At 62.3% G+C, this 3,108-nt stretch carries 3 protein-coding genes; 2 read left to right on the forward strand and 1 reads right to left on the reverse strand.

Going from position 1 to position 3,108, the window contains the following annotated elements; genetic code table 11:
- The first annotated feature begins 627 nt into the window (after nt 1-627).
- Together GTW51_RS23165 and GTW51_RS23170 are read left to right on the forward strand one after the other, a co-directional pair.
- Nucleotides 628-1,362, forward strand: coding sequence for a Crp/Fnr family transcriptional regulator (locus GTW51_RS23165; RefSeq protein WP_163046380.1), 735 nt, complete (start codon nt 628-630; stop codon nt 1,360-1,362).
- A 91-nt stretch (nt 1,363-1,453) separates the two neighbouring features.
- The gene (locus tag GTW51_RS23170; protein ID WP_163046381.1) at nt 1,454-1,690 is read left to right on the forward strand and encodes a DUF6894 family protein; all 237 of its coding nucleotides are present in this window, start codon (nt 1,454-1,456) and stop codon (nt 1,688-1,690) included.
- 135 nt (nt 1,691-1,825) lie between these two features.
- Here GTW51_RS23170 and GTW51_RS23175 read toward each other — a convergent pair whose 3' ends face one another.
- Nucleotides 1,826-2,167: a hypothetical protein gene (locus GTW51_RS23175; protein WP_163046382.1), complete on the reverse strand. Its 342-nt coding sequence runs from the start codon at nt 2,165-2,167 to the stop codon at nt 1,826-1,828.
- Between the last annotated feature and the right edge of the window lie 941 nt (nt 2,168-3,108).

Here is a 3,108-nt window from a genome sequence, read left to right on the forward strand (position 1 = left end):
CGCCATGGGCAACATGGAGCTCGCCGGCGGTGCCGCGGCTAGGTGGGCGGTCGAGGTCGCCTGCGTCCTGTTCGGCGGTGGGGCGATTCTCGTGGCGAAACGGTTACTGCTGCACCGGCGGCGGCCAAGCCAGCGCGATGAGCCACGCGCCGGTTGAATGGCGCCGCTCCGCAGGGGCGGATCGAAACGCAACTCCGCCCGACGGTCGTTTGTGGGTCACCCGCGGTCGTCTTCTTGCCCTCGAGCGCGAACTTCGGCGACACCATGCCCCAGCGCGCCATCGTCAACTCGCGCACTCCGTCTGGGCCGTTCCGGACGATCGGCGCCGTCGTGTCGGAAAGACACCCGGCAGTGCCGGCATGTTGCCGGTCCGGTCCCGCATGGCGCGGGTGAACTCAAGGATGGCCGCCTGGCCCTTGGTGATGGAGTAGAGATTGAACATTCCGGGAAGAGACCACGGCGGCGGGGTGGCGTCGAGAGGAGCCCGGCCACGGCCATTAGTCTGTCCGACGAAACGGATGATGGTGAGGCAGATCACATTAGCGGCCCGGTCCACTCAACATCCGGTCGGTATTTGAACACCCTTGGATGCTATGGTGGTCTCTACACCTTCCGATCGGACACTCCATGCTCACGAGGTCGGCTCCGGCCGAGATTCTAATACGACGACTTCATCGCTCGACGGGCCTGGACGAGACGGAGCTGGCAGACCTGCGAACACTGCCGGCCACTATCCGTGAGCTCGGCAAGAACGAGACGATCAGCCGGGAGGGCGACCGGGTCCATCACTGCGTCCTGATCGTCGACGGCTTTCTTGCCCGGTTCCTGGACACCCGCGAGGGCAAGCGCCAGATCTTGTCCTTCTATGTGCCTGGCGATATTCCGGACCTGCAGTCACTGCATCTGCCAACCATGGACCACAGTCTCGGCAGCATCGCGCCCTCCAAGATCGCGATGATCCCGCACAAGGCACTCGCCGACCTCAGCGACCGCAATCCCCGGATCGCATCGGCCCTTTGGCGGGAGACGCTGATCGACGGATCTATCACCCGTCGATGGGTCCGCTGCCTCGGCCGACTGAACGCGCGCCAGCGCGTCGCCCACATGCTGTGCGAGCTCTACGTCCGGCTCGACGCAGTGGGGCTGGCGGATCAACCGATCCGGCTGATGACGCAGCAGGACATCGGGGATGCGATGGGCCTTACGGTCGTGCAGATCAACCGCACCCTCCGCGATCTGCGCAGCGAAGAGCTGATCACGATCGAGAAGCGGCACCTGACGATTGTGCACCGGGAACGCCTGCAAAAGATCGCGGAGTTCGACCCGTTCTATCTGCACCTCGATCCGGAGGCTCGACACTAGGCGGCCAAGGACATTCTGACGGAGTGACGGGATCAAATGCTGGAGCGGGAGCGTCTACCAGACGAACAGGCAATATCGCCCAGAGGTTCGCATGGCCCGGTATTATTTCGACATCGACGATAGTGGCGTCCGTTTCCACGACGAGGACGGCATCGAATGCGAGACTCTGGACGGGGTGCGGGAAGCCGCGATTGATGCCCTTCCGCGAATGGCCTGCGACGCACTGCCGGACGGAGATCACCACGTGATCAGCATCAGCGTGCGCGATCAGGCGGACAAGCCGGTATTCCAAGGGTCGCTGACGCTCGAGGCCGGGTGGCTGCATTAACCTGATCCCAGAACGACAAAAGCCGCCGCCCCGGTGAAGGGACGGCGGCCTCAGCATGATGGCAAAGGGTACGGCTGTAATACTGGAGCTGCCGGCATTATTCCGCGCGGAGGAAATCCCCCTGCCGTTGTAGGGTCAATCGAAGAGTTTCAGTTCGCTTGCGGCGGCGTTCGCCTCATCCATTGATGCGTCCAACGTCGCTTTGAGGATGCGCAGCTCCGCCAGTAGCCGAGGACTCAGGTCTAGCTGCTGCCAGTCATTTAATTTCTGCTGCCACTCGGCAACTTCGATAATGAGGCTGCGGGAACGATCCGCGGTCGTAGGATTGATGTGCGCCCCGGCACGTTCGGCGTTCTCTGCGAGCTCGACGAGTTCAACAGTGCTGATGACCCAGGTGGGAAGAGCGGCACGCAAGGTTTCGACTTCGGAGACGACTTCTTCATCGGCAGGGTATTTGTGGTCGGCAGGATGAGTCATTTGGCACTCCCACGATTGATGGAACCAGCGGCACTGGCGTTGACCCAGGATCTATCGCTTTATCCCTTGTTTTCATAATGATTTCCAGAACAGGATTGTTTCATGCGACGCTGACCCTCGAGGCTGGATGGCGGCCCGAAAGCACTCTCGTGGAACGTACGATCATGCAGAGGCCGGAATTGAAGATGGACGCCGCGAACGACCTAGCCGCTAAAATTGCCGCCGCCGAGCGAGAGCGGGCGGTGTGGGCGGAGGGCCGGAAGGGCTGCCGCGCCGGCGGTATAGCGGCGCTCAATCCATACTCTCCGCGATCTTCTGATCACATTCTGTGGGCCGAAGGATTTGATGCCGAGCGGGAGACCACGAAGGCGCCGGAGTGGTCCCGCTAAATTCGCGCGCAAACTGGCAGCGCGAATTCCCGTCCCGCCGATGGAGGTGGCTTACCACGTCGAGATGTTCGAAGACGTTCCCTCACTGCACCAGCTTCCGGCAACTGGCCGGATTATCTCAGCAGCCGGACAAGGCTGAGACCGAAGGCGAAGGTCAGCGTCCGTCGTATGGAGGGATAATGGCCACCGCGCTTTCTATCACACTTCCCGCCGGGGTTTTCGTGTGCGGCTTGAAGATCTTCCCGCGACGGTGAAAAGTTCCGGGCAGCCGCGAATTCTCATCGCTGCCGGACAACGCCAGCGCGTGGCGGAACGGACTGCCCCGAGGGTGGGGTGGCGCGGGTGGCCCCGAACTCCCGGGGTGCCTTGCGCCGCCACCATCGAAGGGCGCCGTCTACGGCAGCGTCCGGTCGTTAACCGTGCTCCTTATACCAACGTGCGCGATAGCTGACTCTGTAGGGGTTCCCAAGGCGGGCGAAGTCTGAATCGATGGAGGCAAACGGAGGTTTGCCATGGCTTCAGCGATCCCGCTTCGTTCCGATTTCAACGGAC

The sequence above is a fragment of the Aurantimonas aggregata genome, from assembly GCF_010500835.1.
GTDB classification, from domain to species: domain Bacteria; phylum Pseudomonadota; class Alphaproteobacteria; order Rhizobiales; family Rhizobiaceae; genus Aurantimonas; species Aurantimonas aggregata.

What these genes read in the sequence shown, in the direction of transcription:
- GTW51_RS23170 (WP_163046381.1), top strand. Translation starts at nt 1,454, where the DNA reads ATGGCCCGGTATTATTTCGACATCGACGATAGTGGCGTCCGTTTCCAC.
- GTW51_RS23175 (WP_163046382.1), bottom strand. Translation starts at nt 2,167, where the DNA reads ATGACTCATCCTGCCGACCACAAATACCCTGCCGATGAAGAAGTCGTC.
- GTW51_RS23165 (WP_163046380.1), top strand. Translation starts at nt 628, where the DNA reads ATGCTCACGAGGTCGGCTCCGGCCGAGATTCTAATACGACGACTTCAT.